This is a genomic window from Rhodococcus sp. SJ-2 (assembly GCF_053750035.1).
The window spans coordinates 488,930-509,135 of the sequence record NZ_CM132340.1; the positions used below are offsets into that span (position 1 = coordinate 488,930).

Below are 20,206 nucleotides of genomic sequence, written 5' to 3' on the forward strand. Positions count from 1 at the left end.
TGCCACGTGATTGCTTCGGGTCTTCATACCAAATACAAGTGGCGGTGAACAGAGCGCCGATCTGCTCTGCGCGGCACATCTCCCCCCGCCTGGCGGATACTTAGAGTCGAAAGTACAACGAAGATCTCCATACGCGACCGGCACAGCCCCACGCGACACAGCCACGAGGGAGTTTTCATGACGAGCGACAGCGGCGCAGGACTCAGCCGCGTGCAATTCGGAGCCGGTTCGTCTCACGGCCCCGTCGACACCCAGGGACGGACGATCATCGCGGACGCCGTCGTCGCAAAAATCGCCGGAATCGCAACACGCGAGATCAGCGGGGTGTTCGACGTCGGCGCAGGCACCGCACGCGTCGTCGGCGCCCTACGCGACCGGATTCCGGGAGCTCGGATCAACCACGGTCAGGGCGTTGCCGTCGAAGTCGGCGAGAAACAGGCCGCGATCGACATCGGTATCGTCGCCGAATACGGCGTTGCGCTCCACGAACTGGCCGTCGCCATCCGCCACAACGTGATCGTGGCAGTCGAGCGCATGACCGGGCTCGAAGTCACCGAAGTAAATATCACTGTGTTCGACGTCGTCCTCCCGGACGAGGCGGTGGAGGCCGGGGCGGAGCAGAAGCCTCGCGTGCAGTGACCGTGAACGGCCGGACCACGAACGGTGACGCCTCCATGCGTGCTGCCGACCGCAACGAGGCCGATCTCGTCGACGACGTCGCGAACACGGTGCTGAGCATCGCCGGAATAGCCGCTCTGCACGGTGGTGAATTCGGTGAGATCGCCACGTACCTGCCCGGCAGGCGCGTCTCCGGCATCCGGCTGGGCCCGGACGTGTGCGAGGTCCACGTGACTGCTCTCTACCCCGCCGACCTTCCCGCGCTAGGCGAAGCAGTGCGGCGATACGTCGAACCCCTCGTCGACGGGCCGGTCCGCGTGGTGTTCCAGGACATCCGACGGCCCCTCGCCGACCAGATCTCCGCAGAAAATCAGGTGACATCGTGAACCACAACCCAACGACCAACACCGTTGTCGGACTCATCGCAGGCCTACTACTCGCCCTGGCAGGAATTCTGGGCGGATTCAGCGGGCTCCTTTTCGCGGTACTGCTGGGTGCACTCGGCGCCGCCATCGGCGCGCACCGCGACGGCATCCTCGACCTGGGTGCGCTGTTACGAAGCCGTGGCCGTGGCTGACCCTGCTCCTTCGGCCGCACGCTCCGACTCAGAATCCTCCGATCTCGCGGGGGCACGCGGAAGCCTCACCATCAAGGACCGTGCTATCGAGCGGATCGCCGCTGCCGCCGCGCTTCAGGTACCCCACGTCGTCCGGCAGAGCAGCAGCATGAGCCTGCTCACCGGTCGCGAACTGCCCCGCGCCGAGGTGATCACCGCGGGCAGTGCCGTGGCGGTCAATCTCTACATCGCGGCGGAATGGCCCTACGATGCCGCTGCGCTCACACGGCGTGTGCACGACGCCGTCGCATGGCACCTGCACGAGTACACCGGACTTGTGGTGCACGAGCTCAACGTGTTGATCGTGTCGACCGCGCGCGCAGTCGAAGACGAGCCGGTCGAGCAGTCAGTGCCCGTCGAGTATCTGGAATCCGACATCGTCGCCGGACATACCGGACCGCGCTCCGACATTCCCGTGACACCGCCGCTGCCACCGCTCGCCACACCCGCGGCCGCACCCGCCGCGGCGCTCATCGCAATCGGCGCGCTCGGTCTCGCGTTCGTCGCCGCACGGGAGTTGTTCATCGTCCGCGGCACCTACGACGGCGCGCCATGGATCCGCAACTCGTTCGAATGGTTCGGACGGCTGCACTGGCATCCGTGGATCGCACCCGTTGCAGTAGTGCTCGTTCTGCTCGGGGTCGCCGCGATCGCGGTGGCACTGAAGCCGCGCAGGCGCACCCACCTACCGCTGACGCAGTCCGGCACCGTTCCGACCGTCTGGATGCGACGGACCGACATCGCCCGAATGTGCAGCGCGCGCGCATCAGCCTTGCCCGGTGTACTCCACGCGCGGACCGTCGTCGACCGCAGGCGCGCGCTGATCCGCGTCGTCGCGGCGCCGGACAGCGCGATCGACGATCTCAGCGCCACCATCCGCGCGGAAGTGGAACCGCGGCTGGCACTGCTGGCAGACCCGATTCCGCTGGTTCTGAAGGTCTCGCGCCACGAAGCGCCTGCCGCCACCACCGAAACGGGAACACTGCCGTGAAACTCCGCACCGTGCTCGTCAACCGGTTCTTCGCCTTCGTGGTCGGATGTGCCTTCCTCAGCGCAGGCGCATTTGCACTGGCCTGGGTGTGGCGGGTGCCGTTCGCACGCGAGCGACTCGCCGATCTCGACCGGCCGCTCATCATGGACCTTCCCGATCAGCCGTGGTGGACACCGGCATTGTGGACCGTCCTGGCCGCGGGCTGCGCGATCGGGATCGTGCTGCTCGTCGTGAACCTGTCGAGGCGCCGGACCTCGACCGTGGAGCTGTACGACGAGGTGACCGATGCGACGCTCGGCGTCGACCTCGGTCCGGTCGCAACAGGGGTGGCCCGAGAGCTCGAAACATTTCCCGGTGTCCGGTCGGTGCGTAGCCGTGCGGTCGTGGAACGGCACCTGCCGACACTGTCGGTGACCGTCCAGGCCGAATCCGGCATCGATGTCTCCGAGTTCACGGCCTGCGCGGAGGATGCGGCGCGTCGGGCCGCCGCCGCAGTCGGTGGTGCCCGTGTCGCGACCCAGATACTGCTGCATCTGGACCCAGCGGGTGAGGTCCGCTGAACGATCCTTCACCCTGACCTGCTCGCGGCACGACACTTCTTCACAGAAACGCCGAACGGCGCCCACCCCGGAGGGTGGACGCCGCTCGAGCGTCAGTGAGTACTAACTCACGCGATGATCTTCGTGACGCGACCGGCGCCGACGGTACGGCCACCCTCGCGGATCGCGAAACGGAGGCCCTCGTCCATGGCGACCGGCTGGATCAGCTTGACGGACATCTCGGTGTTGTCACCGGGCATGACCATCTCGGTGCCCTCGGGAAGGGTCACAACGCCCGTCACGTCCGTGGTACGGAAGTAGAACTGCGGACGGTAGTTGTTGAAGAACGGCGTGTGACGGCCGCCCTCTTCCTTGTTGAGGATGTAGGCCTGGCCCTCGAACTCCCGGTGGGGAGTGGTGGTGCCGGGCTTGATGACGACCTGACCGCGCTCGACGTCCTCACGCTTGATGCCACGGACGAGCAGACCGACGTTGTCGCCTGCCTGGCCCTGGTCGAGCAGCTTGCGGAACATCTCGATGCCGGTGACCGTGGTCTTGGTCGACGTTTCCTTGATGCCGACGATCTCGACCTCTTCGTTCACGTTGACCACACCGCGCTCGATACGGCCGGTGACGACCGTGCCGCGACCCGTGATGGTGAAGACGTCCTCGACGGGCATGAGGAACGGCTTGTCGGTCTCACGGACCGGATCCGGGATGGAGTCGTCGACGGCCTGCATGAGGTCCTCGACCGACTTGACCCACTTCTCGTCACCCTCGAGAGCCTTGAGAGCCGAGATCGGGACAACCGGAGCGTCCTCGTCGAACTCCTGCGAAGCGAGGAGCTCGCGCACCTCCATCTCGACGAGCTCGAGGATTTCCTCGTCGTCGACCATGTCGGCCTTGTTCAGGGCGACGAGGATGTAGGGCACGCCGACCTGGCGAGCGAGCAGCACGTGCTCGCGCGTCTGCGGCATCGGGCCGTCAGTGGCGGCGACAACGAGAATCGCGCCGTCCATCTGAGCAGCACCGGTGATCATGTTCTTGATGTAGTCCGCGTGACCCGGAGCATCGACGTGCGCGTAGTGGCGCTTGTCGGTCTGGTACTCGACGTGGGAGATGTTGATCGTGATACCACGAGCCTTCTCCTCGGGAGCCTTGTCGATCTGGTCGAACGCGAAGCTCTCGTTGAGATCCGGGTACTTATCGGCCAGCACCTTGGTGATCGCAGCCGTGGTCGTCGTCTTGCCATGGTCGACGTGACCGATGGTGCCGATGTTCACGTGCGGCTTGGTCCGCTCGAACTTCGCCTTCGCCACTGGAATGTCCTCCTGGACTGTTGTTGCGTGCAGTATGCAGCAGTGCGGTTTGTATTACTTGGTCGTGCAGACGACCGGTTCCAACCCGAAGGTTACTCGCCGGTGGCCTTGGCGATGATTTCCTTCGAGACGTTCGACGGAACCTCTGCGTAGGAATCGAACACCATGGAGAAGTTCGCGCGGCCCTGGGTCTTCGACCGCAGGTCCCCGATGTAACCGAACATCTCCGAGAGCGGAACCAGCGCCTTCACGACACGGGCACCACTGCGTTCCTCCATGGCCTGGATCTGGCCACGGCGGGAGTTGAGGTCGCCGATCACGTCACCCATGTACTCCTCGGGTGTCGTGACCTCGACGGCCATGAGCGGCTCGAGGATCACCGGGGCAGCCTTGCGGGCCGCTTCCTTCAGCGCCTGAGAGCCGGCGATCTTGAACGCCATTTCGGACGAGTCGACGTCGTGGTACGCACCGTCGAGGAGCGTGACCTTGACGTTGACCAGCGGATAGCCCGCGAGCACGCCGTACTGCAGAGCATCCTGGGCACCTGCGTCGACCGACGGGATGTACTCGCGCGGAACGCGTCCACCGGTGACCTTGTTCTCGAACTCGTAGGTCGCGCCGTCCTCGCCCGTGAAGGGATGGAGGGCGATGATGACCTTTGCGAACTGGCCCGAGCCACCGGTCTGCTTCTTGTGGGTGAACTCGTGCTTCTCGACGGCCTTGGTGATGGTCTCGCGGTACGCGACCTGCGGCTTACCGACGTTGGCCTCGACCTTGAACTCGCGACGCATGCGGTCGACGAGGATGTCGAGGTGGAGCTCACCCATACCGCCGATGACGGTCTGGCCGGTCTCCTCGTCGAGCTCGACGGAGAACGTCGGATCCTCTTCGGCGAGCTTCTGGATCGCGGTGCCCAGCTTCTCCTGGTCGGACTTGGTCTTCGGCTCGATGGAGACCTGGATGACCGGGTCCGGGAACGTCATCGACTCGAGCACGATCGGGTTCGCCTGGTCGCACAGGGTGTCGCCGGTCGTGGTGTCCTTCAGGCCGATCATCGCGTAGATGTGGCCTGCCACGGCCTCGTCGACCGGGTTCTCCTTGTTGGCGTGCATCTGGAAGAGCTTGCCGATGCGCTCTTTCTTGCCCTTGGTGGCGTTGAGCACCTGAGCGCCCGGCTCGACCCGGCCCGAGTACACGCGGACGAAGGTCAGCTTGCCGAAGAACGGGTGCGCAGCAATCTTGAAAGCCAGAGCCGAGAACGGCTCGTCCTTGCTGGGCTTACGTGTGAGGGTGGTCTCCTCGTCGTTCAGCTTGTGGCCGATGACCTCGCCGATGTCCAGCGGAGTGGGCAGGTAGTCGATGACCGCATCGAGCATGGGCTGGACACCCTTGTTCTTGAACGCGGTGCCACACAGAACCGGGTAGAGCTCGGAGTTGACGGTCAGCTTACGGATGGCGCCCTTGATCTCGGCGACCGTGAGCTCCTCACCACCGAAGTACTTCTCCATCAGGGCTTCGTCGGACTCGGCGACGGTCTCGAGCAGCTTCTCGCGGTACTCGGCGACCTTGTCGGCGAGATCGGCGGGGATCTCTTCGACGGTGGCCTCTGTGCCGATCGGGGTGGTACCGCGCCAGGTGAGCGCCTTCATCTCGACGAGGTCGACGACACCGTCGAAGTCGTCCTCCGCACCGATCGGAATCTGCAGGACCAGCGGCTTCGCACCGAGACGATCGATGATCGTCTGCACGGTGAAGAAGAAGTCCGCGCCCATCTTGTCCATCTTGTTGACGAAGCAGATGCGGGGAACGTCGTACTTGGCAGCCTGGCGCCAGACCTGCTCGGACTGGGGCTCGACGCCCTCCTTGCCGTCGAACACGGCGACCGCGCCGTCGAGGACGCGCAGCGACCGCTCGACCTCGACCGTGAAGTCGACGTGGCCGGGGGTGTCGATGATGTTGATCTGGTTGTTGTTCCAGAAACAGGTGACCGCAGCGGAGGTGATGGTGATACCTCGCTCCTTCTCCTGCTCCATCCAGTCGGTGGTGGAAGCACCGTCGTGGGTCTCACCGATCTTGTAGTTCACACCGGTGTAGAAGAGGATGCGCTCGGTCGTGGTGGTCTTACCGGCATCGATGTGCGCCATGATGCCGATGTTGCGGACCTTGTTCAGGTCGGTCAGCACTTCCTGTGCCACAGGTAAACCCCGCTCGTAGCTCGTGTCGGTCCTTGGGTGCGGACCACATGTTCTTAGGTTGTCAGCCGGCCTTTACGGGACCGACACAGATGTGCGAGCAGCCGATCGGGGGATCATATGACGATCCACCCGACCGGCGTCGACTCACCAGCGGTAGTGCGCGAACGCCTTGTTGGCTTCAGCCATCTTGTGCGTGTCCTCGCGACGCTTCACAGCGGCACCGAGGCCGTTGCTGGCATCGAGAAGCTCGTTGGCGAGACGCTCGACCATCGTCTTCTCACGACGCTGACGCGAGAAGGTGACCAGCCAGCGCAGGGCCAGCGTGGTGGAGCGGCCGGGGCGAACCTCGACCGGCACCTGGTAGGTGGCGCCACCGACACGACGGCTACGCACCTCGAGGGCAGGCTTGACGTTGTCGAGCGCGCGCTTGAGAGTGACGACCGGATCGGTGCCGGTCTTCTCCCGAGCCTGCTCGAGCGCCTGGTAGACGATGCGCTCGGCGGTGGACTTCTTGCCGTCGAGGAGGATCTTGTTCACGAGCTGGGTGACCAGCGGCGAACCGTAGACCGGGTCGGCGATCAGGGGGCGCTTCGGAGCGGGTCCTTTACGTGGCATCAGCCCTTCTCCTTCTTCGCTCCGTAGCGGCTACGTGCCTGCTTGCGGCCCTTGACACCCTGGGTGTCGAGCGAGCCACGGATGATCTTGTAACGCACACCGGGGAGGTCCTTCACACGACCGCCACGCACGAGCACCATCGAGTGCTCCTGGAGGTTGTGGCCCTCACCCGGGATGTATGCGGTGACCTCGACCGAAGTGGTCAGGCGCACGCGAGCGACCTTACGAAGTGCCGAGTTCGGCTTCTTCGGGGTGGTGGTGTACACGCGGGTGCACACACCACGACGCTGCGGGCTGCCCTTCAGGGCCGCGCTCTTGACCTTGGCGGTCTTGTCGCGGCGACCCTTGCGGACCAGCTGATTGATAGTGGGCATCTATCGGCTTTCTCGTTGTCTGGAGCTGCTCAGGCGAGCAACACTGGCTGTTCTGAAATTAGGGATCCATCGGTTGGAGCAAGGAAGCAACTGCTCCGCACTCGCACCCCGTGCGCACACGAGGTCGGGTGTGTCGCGTACCCCCACACAGGCAGCCGGGGACTCGCACCTGCAGATATCTACAGACCGCGCGTACGGCATCGCCTCGCATAGGCACACAGATCGGCCCGGGCATGCCGGACACGACCCACAACGATACCCGGCGGCGGCGCATGCGGTCAAAGCGAGACGCGACGAATGACCGCGCACGTCGGCGCGGCATGAGCGAGAAGTCAACTGCTGAGGTTGAGGGTGAGCCGTGCCAACGTAGCAGCAGCCTCACACGGGTCCGTACCTCCGGTCGTGTACTGCACCCACCATCCGAAGATCCCCGTGGTTGCCGCACCGGCGGAGATACCACAGGACAACGGGTCGTTCGGTCGACGCATCTGCAGCGCCCGCCTCCCTTCGACGGTGGTGTCCTCGACCGTGTAGCCGAGCTCGTCACCCGCCTTACGTTCGTGGTCGAGCGAGCCGGTCTCGAACCAGTTGAACGTGACCTTCACTACTCCCGACGGACCGTCCCCCTCCCACCGGCAGATGGCCCCGAAAAACCCTCGGTACACCGCCGCGGCACCCACCGTCTCTGCGATCTTCTCGTCGGCGACGGCGTCGCATTCGGTGAGCAATTTCGTGAACTCCGCCGACAGTCCCGGGCCGCCGCCCGCGCCCTGCGGCACGGCACGGCCTTCGATGCTGCGCGCACATCCGGTGATCAACAGAAGGGCGGCGCAGAGCGCGACGATACTCACGACGATCCGACGAGGCCTGGCGTGCTCGCTCGCTGTACGCCGGCCGGGCCGAGACATGCCCGCTCTCATGACTGCGCCCTCTCCACGCTCAGTTCGGCGAGGTCCCGCGCGACAGCGCACGAGTCGGCCGTTGGCGTGAAGTTCGCGTACGTGACCGACCAGTGAATGAAATCGCCGCCGAAATCCACCCCGATTTCGCACAGGACGGTCTGACCCAGCTCGTTCTGAGCCGAGCCCATGAATCCGGGCCGACCGCCGATCTCGACGTCCACGGCAGGTCGGCCGATCAGATCCGACCCCGCGCGCTCACGGCCGATCGGACTGCCCCGGTACCACGAGAAGCTCACGCTCGGGCCGCCGACGTAGGTCTCCCACTCGCATCCCACCGAGTTCCGGGTCACCGTGGAGAAGTCTCCGAGCGCGAAAACCTCTCGGACCTCATCGTCCGAGAGCGCACCGCATTCGCCGAAGAACGGTCCGGGCTCGGTGGCTTGCAGCGCCGTCGTCTCCGGGCCACCGCCACCCACATCGTCCTCGGATGACCCGCACCCCGCCACGAACACTGCGGCGAGCGCGGCCATTGCCACGGTCGCCGTGATCCTCCCGGTCCGCCCGGTCCCCTCGACAGGCATGTGCACAGACACTACCCAGCCGTACGTCCGCCCGCTTGTCGACTGCGCGCATCGACCAGTACGGCATCGAGCTGAGCGGCCCAGTGCCGCACGATCTCGGCACGCCGGCGCGAATCGTCGGTCAGGACATCGGCAAGACCGAGGCCCCGCGCAAGGTCGAGGGTCGCTTGAACCATGCGGTGTACGACCGGGTCGGTATCGTCGGCTCCGAGTTCTACGATCGCGGCGCGGTGTGCGACCCGTCCGAAACGTTCTTCGAGAGGGACGATGCGTTCACGCAGAACGGGATCGGCTGCGGCCGCCGTCCACACCTGCAGCGCCGCCTTGAACAGGGTTCCGGAGTACTGCTCGATGATGCCCGCGACGACCCGCTCGGTATGTGCAACGCCCGAGACGGGGGCGACGTTCTCGTCGCGGACCTGATCCATACGGCTGTCGAACATGACCTCCAGCGCCGCAGTGATGAGGTCTTCCCGTGTCGGGAAGTGATGTTGGGTCGCGCCGCGTGACACGCCCGCACGCTGCGCGACGACCCCGACCGTCGTAGCGGCCCACCCTGATTCGGCCAATGTGTCGATGGTGGCCTCCAGCAGACGCTGCCGTGTCGCTCTGCTGCGGTCCTGCTTGGGTTCGCGCGTCATAAGTGCCTTCTCCTGATCCCGAGACCGTCCGTTCATATCGCGGCTCCGTACACTCGTACCCCAGGACGAGACGGAAAGGCAGTTTCACTGTGGCAACGTTGGTGAGACGCGAGGACTATTTCGACGCTGCGATCGAGCTTCTCTCGTCGGACGATTACGGGGCGCTCAAGCAGGCGCAATTGTGCGCACACCTCGACGTCACCACGGGGTCCTTCTACAACTACTTCGCCAGCTGGGCGCAGTTCCGCAAGGAATTCCTCGAGAACTGGCTCGAACAGCAGACGATCCGGCTCGTCGCGACTGCGCGCCTCGAAGCCTCCCCGGTCCGGCGCCTCGAGCTGCTGATCGACTTCGCGTGCGGTCTCCCCCACCACGCCGAGTCGTCCATCCGAGGCTGGGCACACACCGACGCAGAAGTGCGTTCGGTGCAGGCCACCGTCGATTACCAGCGGTACCTGGTGGTAGTGGAAGCGACGTCGGCGATCCTGGACGATGCCGGGGCCGCCGAGGGCTTCGCCCGCACGGCGCTCTACTGCCTCGTCGGTTACCAGCAGACGGTCCCGCTGCCCGAACTGGACACGCTGAGGTGGGGACTCGGACGAATTCTGCACGAGCTCCTGGCCACCACGGATCGCTGATTCGAACGATCCGGGACTGTCCGGGCGGTCGGTCACCGACGGGCCCACGAGGGGGGTCGCCGTTGGAGGAAGGCCGTCATTCCCTCGACTGCCTCGTCCGAACCGAACAGTTCGGCCGATTGCGCTGCGAGTTCAGCTCCGTGCCGATCGAGATCTTCCAGCATCTGCCGCGTCAGCAGTTGCTTCGACGCCGCGAGGCCCTGCGGTGAGCACTCACGGAACTCGGCGAGCAGTTCCGCTACGGTATCGGCGGGGTCATCGGCGGTGATCGTCACCAGACCGTGCGCGCGGGCCTCCTCGGGACCGAAACGCTCTCCGGTGAGGAAATACCGTGAGGCGGCCCGCGACGACAGTCGCGGTAATACAGTCAGGGAAATGATCGAGGCAGCCAGCCCCAGACGTGCCTCCGTGAGGGCGAAGGTGGTGCGCGGGCCCGCTACGACGATGTCGCACGCACCGACGATCCCCATCCCTCCGGCCCGGACATGGCCGTCGATCTGCCCGACAACGGGTTTGGGGGTTTCGAGGATCTGCCGCAACAGACCGGTCATCTCGCGGGTCCGGCCCGCGGCCGCTTCCTCCGGTGCCCCCTTCGAGTCAGTGCTGCCGGCCTCACGCAGATCCGCTCCGGCACAGAATGTTCCGCTGGTGTGCGTGAGGACGATCGAGCGTACCTGAGGATCCGCGGCCGCATCGTCGAGCCGTTTCTGCAGTTGATGCAGCAGGGTCGACGACAGGGCGTTGCGGTTGTGCGGCGAGTCCAATGTCAGTGTCGCGGCACCGTGGGCGACGTCGTAGCGTACGAGCGGATCTTCGGGTTCGGTGTGCGTCATGACATCTCCTGCCCTAGTAGGAACGCGGCAGTCCCAGCGAGTGCTGCGACACGAAATTCAGAATCATCTCGCGGCTGACCGGGGCCACCCTCGCGATCCTGGCGGCCCCCAGCATGGCGGCAAGACCGTACTCCTGTGTGAGCCCTCCTCCGCCGTGCGTCTGGATGGCCTGGTCCAGGCTTGCGATAGCAGCTTCGCCCGCTGCATATTTGGCCATGTTCGCGGCCTCGGCTGCGCCGAAATCGTCCCCGCTGTCGTAGAGGGACGCGGCCTTCTGCATCATCAGCTTCGCGAGCTCGACCTCGATCTTGCGCTGCGCCAACGGGTGTGCGATACCTTGATGCGCACCGATCGGTTCTTTCCATACGGTGCGTTCGCCTGCGTATTTCACTGCGGCATCGAGCGCGTAGCGACCCATGCCCACGGCCATGGCGGCGCCGAGGATGCGTTCGGGATTGAGTCCGGCGAACAACTGCGCGAGTGCCGCGTCGGGTTCGCCGACGAGTGCATCCGCCGGGAGACGGACGTCGTCGAGGAAAAGGGTGAACTGACGGTCGGGTTCGATGATGTCCATTTCCATCGGGGTCTTGGTGAACCCGTCGGTATCGGTAGGCACGATGAACAGTGCGGGACGCAGTTTCCCGGTGCGGGCGTCCGTGGTGCGGGCGACGATGAGAACAGCATCTGCCTGATCGACGCCCGAGATGAACACCTTGCTACCCGACAGAATCCAATCGTCGCCGTCACGCTCGGCCACGGTGCCGATCTTGTGGGAGTTCGAACCGGCGTCCGCTTCGGTGATTCCGAAGGCCATGATCTTCGATCCGTCGGCGAGCCCGGGCAACCACTGCTGCTTCTGCTCCGATGTTCCGTACTTGGAGATGATGGTTCCGCAGATGGCGGGTGAGACGACAACGAGCAACAGGCCGCATCCGTGCGCCGCGAGTTCTTCCTGCACCAGCGCCAATTCGTAGATTCCGGCACCGCCGCCGCCGTACTCTTCGGGGAGGTTCACACCGAGAAATCCTAGTTTCGCTGCATCCGACCATAATTCGGTCAGCGGTTCGTTCCTACGAGATCTCGGAAGTACGTAATCGACGTAGTTGTAGCGTTGGGCCAGAGACGCTACGGCTGCTCGGAGTGCTTTCTGCTCTTCCGTTTCGATGATGTTCATTCACGTTCTCCTGAGATAGCGGATTGTTCCTCGCCCGACGCCTGATCGTCGGCGGATACGACGGCAAGCACTGTGCCGACGTCGACCTGCGAGCCGACGACGACCGCGAGCTCGGTGAGCACCCCTGCCCCGGGCGCAGTGACCGTGTGCTCCATCTTCATCGCCTCGAGCCACAGGATGGGCTGGCCTGCAGTGACAGTGTCCCCGACGGCCGCGCCGAGTCCGATCACTGTGCCCGGCATGGGGGCAAGGAGTGATCCCACGGCGCGGTGCGATGCGGGATCCGCGAAACGCGGTACCACCTGCAACCGGACCGGCCCGAGCGACGAGTCGACGTGGACAGTGTCGTCGTACCGCGCGACGGCGAACTCACGGCGCACGCTGTCATGGTCGAGGACCACACGTTCGGGCATGCACTCGACAAGGACGACACCGGGGAATTCGTCTGCCACCAGTCCGGCCCTGGTACGGCGATACCGGATTTCATGCTCACCGTGGTTGCCGAGATACTTCTTGGCCTGAGGCACCGAGGGTAAGTTACGCCATCCTGCCGGAAGACCTGCGCCGACGGTCGCCGTGGCACGATTGTTCGCCGAGTCTGCCAGGGCAGCCACAAGCGCGGACATCGCTTCCGCTTCCGGGGACGCGACCGCCGCCGACAGCGCGCCGAGACCGTGTGTGCCGAAGAACGCGGTATCGGTGTCGCCTGCCAGGAATGCCGGATGACGGAGCACGTTCACCAGCAGGTCGCGATTGGTGTGGATTCCGTGGATCTCGGCTCCGACGAGCGCACGTGCAAGTATCCGTGCGGCGGTCGTCCGTGCCGGTGCAAAAGAGATCACCTTTGCGAGCATTGCGTCGTAGTGAATTCCCACCTGCGACCCGTCGACGACACCCGAATCCAGTCGGATACCGGCGCTGCAGAGTGCCCCGAACTCGATGACTGTGTCCGGCACCGCAATCCGGTGCACCACCCCGGTCTGAGGCTGCCAGTCACGGGCCGGGTCCTCGGCATAGAGCCTGACCTCGATCGAATGTCCACGGACCGGGGGCGGTTCGGGGTCGAGCCTGGCGCCGTCGGCGATGCGCAGTTGCAGATCGACCAGATCGAGCCCGGTCACACATTCGGTGACGGGGTGTTCGACCTGCAGACGAGTGTTCATCTCGAGGAAGTAGAATTCGCCCGCATCTCCGGATGCCAGGAATTCGACGGTGCCCGCCCCCTCGTAGCCGATGGCTTCGGTGGCACGACGAGCGGCGTCGAACAGCTTGTCGCGCATGCCTGGAACTGCCTCGACAAGCGGTGAGGGTGCCTCTTCGACGACCTTCTGATGCCGGCGTTGAATAGAGCATTCTCGCTCTCCGACCACCCAGACGGTGCCGTGCCGATCCGCGAGCACCTGCACCTCGATGTGTCGGCCTGTGTCGAGATAGCGCTCGCAGAACACGGTCGGATCGCCGAACGCCGACTCCGCTTCCCGGCGGGCCGCCTCGAGCTGGGCGGGCAGCTCGCCCGCTGACCGCACGATCCGCATCCCACGTCCACCACCGCCCGCGGACGCCTTGATCAGCACGGGCAGGTCGGCGTCGGTGACCCGGTTCGGGTCGAGTTCCGCGAGGACCGGTACGCCTGCGTCCGCCATTATCTTCTTCGCCTCGACCTTCGATCCCATGCGGGAGATCGAGTCGGGACGCGGTCCGATCCAGGTGAGTCCGGCATCGAGAACCGATTGTGCGAACTCGTGGTTCTCGGAAAGGAATCCGTATCCGGGGTGGATCGCATCGGCACCGGCGGCGTGCGCCGCCGCGATGAGCGCGTCCGCATCGAGATACGTGTCTGCGGGTGAGGTTCCCGGGAGCCGCACCGCGACGTCCGCGTCGGCCACGTGTGGACTGCCCGAATCGGCGTCGGAGAACACCGCAACGGTGCCGAGTCCTGCCCGGCGGCACGACGCGAACACTCTCCGGGCGATCTCTCCACGATTGGCGACGAGAACGGTCTCGATACCCGCCCGGAACACCGCGTTGCTTCCTGTGTCGGTCACGGTCTGCCTCACATCCGGAAGACGCCGAAGCTGTCGGCGCCCTCGATCGGCGCGGTGGCGATGGCCGAAAGGCACATGCCCACCACGGTGCGGGTGTCGCGGGGGTCGATGATGCCGTCGTCGTAGAGCCGTCCGGACAGGAACATCGGCAGTGATTCCGCCTCGATCTGGTTCTCGATTGCGGCCCGCATCGCCTCGTCCGCAGCTTCGTCGAACGCCTGGCCCCGGGCCTCGGCTGCGGCGCGTCCGACGATCGAAATGACGCCGGCAAGTTGCGCACCACCCATCACCGCCGATCGCGCACTCGGCCACGCGAAGAGAAAACGCGGGTCGAAAGCACGCCCGCACATGCCGTAGTGCCCTGCTCCGTACGATGCGCCGAGCAGGATCGAGATGTGCGGCACGGTCGAGTTGGCGACCGCGTTGATCATCATTGCACCGTGTTTGATCATTCCGCGTTCCTCGTACTCGCGTCCGACCATGTACCCGGTGGTGTTGTGCAAGAACAGCAGTGGCGTGTCCGCACGATTCGCCAGCTGGATGAACTGGGCGGCCTTCTGCGATTCCTCGTTGAACAGCACACCCCGGGCGTTGGCGAGTATGCCGACCGGGAATCCGTGCAGCTGTGCCCATCCGGTGACGAGCGACGACCCGTACAGAGGTTTGAACTCGTCGAAATCGGAGTCGTCGACGATCCGGGCTATCACCTCGTGCGGGTCGAAGGGCCGCTTGAGGTCGCCGGGCACGATCCCGATCAGCTCTTCCGCGTCGTACCGGGGTTCGAGCGCATTCGGAACGGCCGCGGGCCCGCGCTTGCGGTGGTTGAGTCTCCGCACGATGTTGCGCCCGAGGCGCACCGCATCGTGTTCGTCGACCGCGAAGTAGTCGGCCGAACCTGATGTGCGGGCGTGCATTTCGGCACCGCCGAGTGCTTCGTCGTCGGATTCTTCACCCGTGGCCATCTTCACGAGCGGGGGTCCGGCCAGAAAGACCTTGGACCGCTCCTTGATCATGACGACGTGATCGGACATCCCGGGTATGTAGGCGCCACCGGCAGTGGAGTTGCCGAATACCAAGGCGATGGTGGGGATACCGGCGGCAGACAAGCGCGTGAGGTCGCGGAAGAGTCGGCCGCCCGGAATGAACACCTCTTTCTGGGTAGGTAGATCGGCCCCTCCCGATTCCACGAGTGAGATCAGCGGCATCCGGTTCTGGAGAGCGATATCGTTGGCGCGCAGACTCTTGCGCAGGGTCCACGGGTTACTGGTGCCGCCGCGCACCGTCGGGTCGTTTGCGACTATCACGCACTCGACACCTTCGACGACGCCGATACCCGTGACCACACTGGCCCCGACGGGGAACTCGGTGCCCCAGGCCGCGAGAGACGAGAGTTCGAGGAAGGGCGAATCCGGATCGACCAGCAGTTCGATCCGCTCCCGGGGCAGAAGTTTGCCGCGATCGTGGTGCCTGCGGACGTACTTCTCGCCGCCGCCCGCAAGCGCCTTGAAGTTCTCGGCGTCCAGGTCTGCGAGGCGCTCGCGCGTCGCGTCGGCGGCAGCACAGAATTCGACGGAGGCGGGATCGAGGGACGATGGCAGTATGCTCACCCGTGGTACCCCAATCGCTTCGCGGCAAGTTCGATGAGGATCTCGCTGGTACCTCCGCCGATACCGAGAATGCGCATGTCGCGGTACTGGCGTTCCACTTCGGACTCCGCCATGTAGCCGAGTCCACCGAAGAGCTGGACCGCCTGGTGCGCAACCCATTCACCGGCGTCGACCGCCGTGTTCTTCGCGAAACACACCTCGGCGATGAGGTCCAGGTCGCCACCGACGGCCCGTTCGACGAGTGCCCGCGAATAGACGCGCGCGACGTCGATCCTGCGCGTCATGTCGGACAGGGTGCGCTGCACGGCCTGGCGAGTGATCAACGGGCGTCCGAACGTCTCCCGTTCGCGGCACCATGCGACGGTCAGATCGAGGCACCGCTGGGCGCCCGAATAGGCCTGGGCAGCAAGCGCGATCCGTTCGGACACGAAACCTTGGGCGATCTGGAAGAATCCGGAGTTCTCGGCGCCCACGAGGTTGGTGACCGGAACCCGGACGTCGACGAATGACAATTCGGCCGTATCGGAGGCACGCCAGCCCATCTTGTCGAGCTTGCGGGATACCGTGAACCCCGGTGTGCCCTTTTCGATCACGAGCAGCGAGACGCCACTCGCGCCCGATCCGCCGGTCCGGACGGCGGTGACGACGAAATCGGCGCGGCAGCCGGACGTGATGTACGTCTTGGCGCCGTTGACGATGTAGTGGTCACCGTCGCGCACCGCGGTGGTGGTCAGGTTCCCGACGTCGGATCCGCCGCCGGGTTCGGTGATCGCGAGCGACCCGATGAGCTCGCCCGCGAGTGTGGGCTTCACCCATCGGTCGATCTGGTCGGGATTGCCCGCAGCAATCAGGTGGGGCAGGGCGATGCCGCAGGTGAACAGCGACGCGAACGCACCGCCGGAAGCGCCGGCCTCGTGGAATGCCTCGCACACCGTGAGGGTGTCGGCGCTGTCTCCCCCGGAGCCGCCGACCTCTTCGGAGAAACCCACGCCGAGTAACCCGAGTGCTGCCGCCTTCTTGTGGAGTTCACGAGGAAGTTCGCCGTCCCGTTCCCACTCGTCGAGGTACGGCAGTACGTCGCGTTCGACGAAACCGGCCACGGTCTCGCGCAGTGCACGACGTTCGGGGGTGTTCCAGATGCTCACGTGTGGTCCTCCAGGAAGGTGATCGGGATATCGAGGTAGCGGGCCCGCAACCACTCGCCGAGACCCTTGGCCTGCGGGTCGAATCGCGCGCGGGATGCGACACCGCGGCCGAGGATTCCTTCGATCACGAAGTTCACGGCCCGCAGATTCGGCAGCAGGTGGCGAGTGACGGTGAGCGGTTCGGTTTCGGGGAGAAGTGCCTTGACGGCCTCGACGGTGAGAGTGTGTGCAAGCCAGCGCCACTCGTCGTCGCTACGAACCCACACACCGATGTTGGCGTCTCCTCCCTTGTCGCCGCTGCGTGCGCCGGCCACTGCGCCGAGCGGTGCGCGACGGGTGGGACCGTCGGGGAGCGGCGCAGGCAATTCGGGTGCATCGAGTGGGTCGAGTGTCCGGGTCTGCTCTGCAGCCGGCACCTCGACGCGTGCTCCGTCGGGAAGAACGGCCACGTGGGGAACCTGTGCGGCGTCGACGTAGCCAGCCGTGTACACGCCGTAGGCATTGCCGGATCCGGGTGGCGCGGTGAGAAAGAAGCCAGGGTACCCCGCGAGCGCGAATTCCACTGCAGTGGATGTGAATCCGCGTCCAACGACCTTCGGGTCGGGGTCGCGGGCGGTGCAACGCAGCACCGCACTCGCGGCTTCCTCGGTGTCGGCGTCGGCGTGGTCGGTGCGGGCGAGCGTCCATTCCAGCTCTGCGGGGCGGGCCGGAAGATTCGCTTCGACCTGGCGTCGCACGAGTTGCGCCTTGGCCTCGATGTCGAGTCCGGTGAGAACGAACTCGGCCTGATTGTGGAATCCGGCCAGCGCGTTGAGGCACACCTTGAGCGTGGGCGGTGGCGCCTCACCGCGCACGCCGGAGAGCCTGACGCGGTCGGGGCCGACCTGATCGAGCCGGACAGTATCGATACGTGTGGTGACGTCGGGGCCTGCGTAACGCCCGCCCGTGACTTCGTACAACAGTTGCGCTGTCACGGTTCCCACGGTGACCGCACCACCCGCCCCGGGGTGTTTGGTGATCGTCGACGATCCGTCGGCCTCGATCTCGGCGATCGGGAATCCCGGCCGGTCGAGATCGTCGAGTTCGGTGAAGAACGCGTAGTTACCGCCGGTGGCCTGGGTTCCGCATTCGATCACGTGTCCGGCCGCCACCGCACCGGCCAGTGCATCGAATCGGTCTCGGGCCCAGCCGAAGTGCGCAGCGGCGGGGCCGACGATGACGGAGGCGTCGGTAACGCGTCCCGTAATGACGATATCGGCTCCGGAGTTCAGGCAGTCGACAATGCCCCACGCACCGAGATACGCGTTCGCGGTGAGCGGCGGAGGATCGGTGGTCAGGCCGAGATCGTCGACGCGGGCGATGAGATCGTCACCTTCGACGTGAGCGATGTTCGGAGCGAGTCCGAGCGTGTCCGCGAGATCGCGCAGTGCTGCAGCGAGACCCGTGGGGTTGAGTCCACCCGCGTTCGCAACCAGACGCACACCCTTGTCCAACGCAAGACCCATGCACTCTTCGGCTTGACGCAGGAATGTCTTGGCGTAGCCGGTGGCGGGATCCTTCATCCGGTCGCGGCCCAGAATGAGCATGGTCAGTTCGGCAAGGTAGTCGCCGGTCAGGTAGTCGAGTTCACCGCCCTCGAGCATTTCACGCATCGCCGACAAGCGATCTCCATAGAAACCGGAGCAATTACCGATTCGCACTACGGCGGAGCGCTCTCGATTCACTGTGCTTTCCCACTTTGTTCGCGTCCGGATCCGGGCGGTCCCGCGAATGCCTGCGCGATGTCGAGCCAGGCGTCGGCGTCCGGCCCGCGTGCGACGAGCGCAGTGTCGCTGCGGTGCACACGCTGCGTGACGAGCAGGCAGAAGTCGAGAGCCGGACCGGTCACCGATTGCGCAGCTTCGGCCGGCCCCCAGGTCCAGGTGCTGCCGTCCGGTGCGGCGAGCTCGACGCGAAACGGCTCCGTCGGGACCGCGCGGTCGCGGAGGACGAACGCGAAGTCGCGAGTGCGGACACCGATGTGCGCAACGTGTCGCAGGCGTGACGTCGGCCTGGGTGCCGTCCCGAGCGCCGCCGCGACGTCACCTCCGTGCGCCCAGGTCTCCATGAGCCGCGCCGTCGCCATCGATGCCGCCGACATAGGCGGCCCATACCACGGGATCTTCACCCCCGCGGGGACGTCGGCAAGGGCACGGCCGAGGGATTCGCGGCAGTGCCGCCACTCGGCGAGTAGGTCCTGAGACGGCAGGGCCGCATACTCACCCGCGCCTTCGTCGACGAATGTCGTTGCGTCGGTGATTTGCGCGATCTCGGCGACGAACGCGGCGGCATCGGTGACCGCGGTGAGTGCCGCACGATCGGTCCACAGCAGGTGGCCTATCTGGTGCGCCACGGTCCATCCCGCCGCCGGGGTGTCGCGACGCCAGTCGTCGTCGGACAGATCGGTCACGAGTGAATCGAGGGCATCGCCTTCGGCGCGTAGGTCGTCGAAGAGCCCGGGCAAGTCCGCCATGCGACCAGCGTCACATGAGCCCGCAGATAAATCAAGCACTCTTGATTGTTTTTTGCGAAGGCTTCAGGCCCGAGCGGAAATCAGACCCCGTATCCACCGTCTACGTCGAGCTTCTGCCCACTGATGAATCCGGCGCGATCGGACGCGAGGAACAACACCGCCTCAGCAATGTCGCGAGCGTTCCCGAAGCGGCGCAACGGAATGTTCCGCCTGGTCACTTCGAGAGCGTGTTCGTCGAGATCGCCGGACGAGATGAGCCGGTCCGCCATACCGTCGACGAGCATTCCGGGCCCCACGCTGTTGAATCGCACCCCGAATCGGCCCTCCTCCGCCGCAAACGCCCGCACGAGTGATTCGACCGCAGCCTTCGGCCCCGCAGAGAGCCCGTCCCGGACCGGGTAGCGTGTTGTCGCCGCGGTGGTGACGGCCACGACCGCTCCCTTCGTGCGACGCAGTGCCGGAAGGACCGCGGACACGAGGTTGAAGAACGCCTTGGTCTCGCCATCCACCGCCGCACCGAATTGCGCTGGCGATACTCCCGACAGGTGCATCATCGGAATGTGCGGGCCTGCAGCATGCACGACGATGCAGACTCCGTCGAACTGTTCGCAGACGCTACGCACCCAACGGACGGTTGCCTCGGAATCGGACAAGTCCAGGGCGTCGGCTCTGCTGACGACGCCGAGACCACGGAGTTCCGCGGCCAACTGCTCGGCCGCCTCCACCCGGCTTCGATACGTGAAGGCCACGTCATGGCCGGCTGCGGCGAAACTTCGGCAGATCTCGGCACCGATCCCGCCGGTGCCACCGGTCACCAGGACCGTCCCCCGCCCCGCCTCGCCGCGGTCCGCAGTGCTCACA

Annotated in this window: 21 protein-coding genes; 6 read left to right on the forward strand and 15 right to left on the reverse strand. The window is 65.4% G+C overall.

The genetic code is table 11. The features are described from left to right. Positions 1-177: 177 nt before the first annotated feature. The 5 genes from ACSYG9_RS02160 to ACSYG9_RS02180 are packed head-to-tail and all read left to right on the forward strand — an operon-like array spanning position 178 to position 2,785. Positions 178-639 carry an Asp23/Gls24 family envelope stress response protein gene (locus tag ACSYG9_RS02160; protein ID WP_440125604.1) on the forward strand — a complete coding sequence of 154 codons (462 nt, stop codon included), beginning with the start codon at positions 178-180 and terminating at the stop codon, positions 637-639. Further along, on the forward strand, positions 636-1,004 hold the full coding sequence (locus tag ACSYG9_RS02165) for a hypothetical protein (protein ID WP_454841001.1): 369 nt from the start codon (positions 636-638) through the stop codon (positions 1,002-1,004). Before ACSYG9_RS02160 ends, ACSYG9_RS02165 begins: the two co-directional genes overlap by 4 nt. Next, complete coding sequence (locus ACSYG9_RS02170; protein WP_054714775.1) at positions 1,001-1,195, forward strand: hypothetical protein; 195 nt, start codon at positions 1,001-1,003, stop codon at positions 1,193-1,195. The genes ACSYG9_RS02165 and ACSYG9_RS02170 overlap by 4 nt, the downstream gene beginning before the upstream one ends. Next, entirely contained in the window at positions 1,188-2,225 is a 1,038-nt protein-coding gene (locus ACSYG9_RS02175) for a DUF6286 domain-containing Asp23/Gls24 family envelope stress response protein (RefSeq protein WP_454841003.1), read from the forward strand. Before ACSYG9_RS02170 ends, ACSYG9_RS02175 begins: the two co-directional genes overlap by 8 nt. Further along, positions 2,222-2,785, forward strand: a complete 564-nt coding sequence (locus ACSYG9_RS02180) for a hypothetical protein (protein WP_440125607.1) — start codon at positions 2,222-2,224, stop codon at positions 2,783-2,785. Before ACSYG9_RS02175 ends, ACSYG9_RS02180 begins: the two co-directional genes overlap by 4 nt. A 107-nt stretch (positions 2,786-2,892) precedes the next feature. On the opposite strand, the gene tuf is transcribed toward ACSYG9_RS02180, so the two are convergent. From tuf to ACSYG9_RS02215, 7 genes are all read right to left on the reverse strand, one after another. Continuing rightward, on the reverse strand, positions 2,893-4,083 hold the full coding sequence (gene tuf, locus ACSYG9_RS02185; RefSeq protein ID WP_440125608.1) for an elongation factor Tu: 1,191 nt from the start codon (positions 4,081-4,083) through the stop codon (positions 2,893-2,895). A gap of 92 nt (positions 4,084-4,175) precedes the next feature. Next, on the reverse strand, positions 4,176-6,278 hold the full coding sequence (gene fusA / locus ACSYG9_RS02190; RefSeq protein WP_440125609.1) for an elongation factor G: 2,103 nt from the start codon (positions 6,276-6,278) through the stop codon (positions 4,176-4,178). A 144-nt stretch (positions 6,279-6,422) separates the two neighbouring features. Next, positions 6,423-6,893, reverse strand: a complete 471-nt coding sequence (gene rpsG / locus ACSYG9_RS02195) for a 30S ribosomal protein S7 (protein WP_054714779.1) — start codon at positions 6,891-6,893, stop codon at positions 6,423-6,425. Beyond that, positions 6,893-7,267 (reverse strand): 30S ribosomal protein S12, encoded by a 375-nt coding sequence (gene rpsL, locus ACSYG9_RS02200; RefSeq protein WP_440125610.1) that lies wholly within the window; start codon positions 7,265-7,267, stop codon positions 6,893-6,895. Before rpsL ends, rpsG begins: the two co-directional genes overlap by 1 nt. Positions 7,268-7,599: 332 nt before the next feature. After that, positions 7,600-8,175: a DUF3558 family protein gene (locus ACSYG9_RS02205; RefSeq protein ID WP_440125611.1), complete on the reverse strand. Its 576-nt coding sequence runs from the start codon at positions 8,173-8,175 to the stop codon at positions 7,600-7,602. An 8-nt stretch (positions 8,176-8,183) separates the two neighbouring features. Then, positions 8,184-8,750: a DUF3558 family protein gene (locus ACSYG9_RS02210; protein WP_440125612.1), complete on the reverse strand. Its 567-nt coding sequence runs from the start codon at positions 8,748-8,750 to the stop codon at positions 8,184-8,186. Between the two features lie 11 nt (positions 8,751-8,761). Further along, positions 8,762-9,391 (reverse strand): TetR family transcriptional regulator, encoded by a 630-nt coding sequence (locus tag ACSYG9_RS02215; protein WP_440125613.1) that lies wholly within the window; start codon positions 9,389-9,391, stop codon positions 8,762-8,764. 101 nt (positions 9,392-9,492) lie between these two features. Here ACSYG9_RS02215 and ACSYG9_RS02220 point away from each other — a divergent pair, with 101 nt between their 5' ends. Continuing rightward, on the forward strand, positions 9,493-10,029 hold the full coding sequence (locus tag ACSYG9_RS02220) for a TetR/AcrR family transcriptional regulator (RefSeq protein WP_454842835.1): 537 nt from the start codon (positions 9,493-9,495) through the stop codon (positions 10,027-10,029). 32 nt (positions 10,030-10,061) lie between these two features. On the opposite strand, the gene ACSYG9_RS02225 is transcribed toward ACSYG9_RS02220, so the two are convergent. The 8 genes from ACSYG9_RS02225 to ACSYG9_RS02260 form a co-directional block, all read right to left on the reverse strand. Beyond that, positions 10,062-10,862, reverse strand: a complete 801-nt coding sequence (locus ACSYG9_RS02225; RefSeq protein ID WP_440125615.1) for an enoyl-CoA hydratase family protein — start codon at positions 10,860-10,862, stop codon at positions 10,062-10,064. Between the two features lie 13 nt (positions 10,863-10,875). Further along, on the reverse strand, positions 10,876-12,036 hold the full coding sequence (locus ACSYG9_RS02230) for an acyl-CoA dehydrogenase family protein (protein WP_440125616.1): 1,161 nt from the start codon (positions 12,034-12,036) through the stop codon (positions 10,876-10,878). Further along, entirely contained in the window at positions 12,033-14,057 is a 2,025-nt protein-coding gene (locus ACSYG9_RS02235; protein ID WP_454842837.1) for an acetyl/propionyl/methylcrotonyl-CoA carboxylase subunit alpha, read from the reverse strand. Before ACSYG9_RS02235 ends, ACSYG9_RS02230 begins: the two co-directional genes overlap by 4 nt. A 32-nt stretch (positions 14,058-14,089) precedes the next feature. Next, on the reverse strand, positions 14,090-15,688 hold the full coding sequence (locus ACSYG9_RS02240) for an acyl-CoA carboxylase subunit beta (protein ID WP_454841009.1): 1,599 nt from the start codon (positions 15,686-15,688) through the stop codon (positions 14,090-14,092). Next, positions 15,685-16,833 carry an acyl-CoA dehydrogenase family protein gene (locus tag ACSYG9_RS02245; RefSeq protein ID WP_454841011.1) on the reverse strand — a complete coding sequence of 383 codons (1,149 nt, stop codon included), beginning with the start codon at positions 16,831-16,833 and terminating at the stop codon, positions 15,685-15,687. Before ACSYG9_RS02245 ends, ACSYG9_RS02240 begins: the two co-directional genes overlap by 4 nt. Then, on the reverse strand, positions 16,830-18,485 hold the full coding sequence (locus ACSYG9_RS02250; RefSeq protein ID WP_454841013.1) for an acyclic terpene utilization AtuA family protein: 1,656 nt from the start codon (positions 18,483-18,485) through the stop codon (positions 16,830-16,832). The genes ACSYG9_RS02245 and ACSYG9_RS02250 overlap by 4 nt, the downstream gene beginning before the upstream one ends. Positions 18,486-18,553: 68 nt before the next feature. Next, entirely contained in the window at positions 18,554-19,345 is a 792-nt protein-coding gene (locus ACSYG9_RS02255; protein ID WP_454841015.1) for a TIGR03084 family metal-binding protein, read from the reverse strand. A gap of 80 nt (positions 19,346-19,425) precedes the next feature. Further along, on the reverse strand, positions 19,426-20,205 hold the full coding sequence (locus ACSYG9_RS02260) for an SDR family oxidoreductase (protein WP_440125621.1): 780 nt from the start codon (positions 20,203-20,205) through the stop codon (positions 19,426-19,428). Between the last annotated feature and the right edge of the window lies 1 nt (position 20,206).

Coding starts and splice junctions, on each gene's coding strand:
- ACSYG9_RS02255 (WP_454841015.1), bottom strand. CDS start 19,345: ATGGCGGACTTGCCCGGGCTCTTCGACGACCTACGCGCCGAAGGCGAT.
- rpsL (WP_440125610.1), bottom strand. CDS start 7,267: ATGCCCACTATCAATCAGCTGGTCCGCAAGGGTCGCCGCGACAAGACC.
- ACSYG9_RS02225 (WP_440125615.1), bottom strand. CDS start 10,862: ATGACGCACACCGAACCCGAAGATCCGCTCGTACGCTACGACGTCGCC.
- ACSYG9_RS02230 (WP_440125616.1), bottom strand. CDS start 12,036: ATGAACATCATCGAAACGGAAGAGCAGAAAGCACTCCGAGCAGCCGTA.
- ACSYG9_RS02160 (WP_440125604.1), top strand. CDS start 178: ATGACGAGCGACAGCGGCGCAGGACTCAGCCGCGTGCAATTCGGAGCC.
- ACSYG9_RS02250 (WP_454841013.1), bottom strand. CDS start 18,485: ATGCGTGAAATGCTCGAGGGCGGTGAACTCGACTACCTGACCGGCGAC.
- ACSYG9_RS02215 (WP_440125613.1), bottom strand. CDS start 9,391: ATGACGCGCGAACCCAAGCAGGACCGCAGCAGAGCGACACGGCAGCGT.
- ACSYG9_RS02210 (WP_440125612.1), bottom strand. CDS start 8,750: ATGCCTGTCGAGGGGACCGGGCGGACCGGGAGGATCACGGCGACCGTG.
- ACSYG9_RS02205 (WP_440125611.1), bottom strand. CDS start 8,175: ATGTCTCGGCCCGGCCGGCGTACAGCGAGCGAGCACGCCAGGCCTCGT.
- rpsG (WP_054714779.1), bottom strand. CDS start 6,893: ATGCCACGTAAAGGACCCGCTCCGAAGCGCCCCCTGATCGCCGACCCG.